This is a genomic window from Pseudomonas sp. HMSC063H08 (assembly GCF_001813645.1).
GTDB classification, from domain to species: Bacteria; Pseudomonadota; Gammaproteobacteria; order Pseudomonadales; family Pseudomonadaceae; genus Pseudomonas; species Pseudomonas aeruginosa.
In genome coordinates, this window is sequence record NZ_KV813321.1 from 1 (window position 1) to 678 (window position 678).

Consider the following 678-nt stretch of genomic DNA (forward strand, 5'->3'; position numbering starts at 1 on the left):
GAAAATTAGAGTAGAGAAAATAAATCTGTCCCCTTTATTCTTAAGATCAACAAACTCTTGCCGTTCGACTACATGTTTCTGGAACGCGTGGCCATTCGCAACCTCCTCAGACAGGAGCTGAGAATTAAGCCTGCCTTGATTGATAGCACTTTCTGCGCCGGAGCTACCTTTTGCCCCAACTAAATATCAAAAGACTCTCTGCGACGGTATACAACCCTACCCACCTCCGAAAGCCCCGGAAGGCGTTCACGCCCCACGATCAACTCAGACCTGCATCTCAAACTAGAGCCCTGATATGCCGTATATTGGCAAACAACATCCTCAATCTCCTCAACGTCCTCTTCGTTGCTCTCTTCAAGATAAAATCTCAATACCCACTCATCGCCATCCCATAACAATGCAATCATTCTAAAATTGGCAGATATCGCACCTACCAACGCTTGAATTAGCATTAACACTTGAAAATTCCATTCTTCCAACGTTGGCTGGCTACTCATTTGGGGCTCCAGTTTGGATTTGTAGGGACAATACTTGGACTCTTTGTGCCCTTGATAATAAATACATTGGTTGCCTGATCAGTTATACCAACGCCGAGATTAAGAGAAAAGGGGAAAGATTTATTTTTACTACTCTAATTTCGGCGACTGCGCCCACTCTGAAACGCTCAAAGCAAATAAT

At 44.1% G+C, this 678-nt stretch carries 1 protein-coding gene; it reads right to left on the minus strand.

What is annotated here, in order from left to right:
• Positions 1-179: 179 nt before the first annotated feature.
• A complete protein-coding gene (locus HMPREF2924_RS33715) occupies positions 180-497 on the minus strand; it encodes a MafI2 family immunity protein (RefSeq protein WP_019485604.1) in 318 nt (105 codons plus the stop codon).
• Positions 498-678 lie beyond the last annotated feature (181 nt).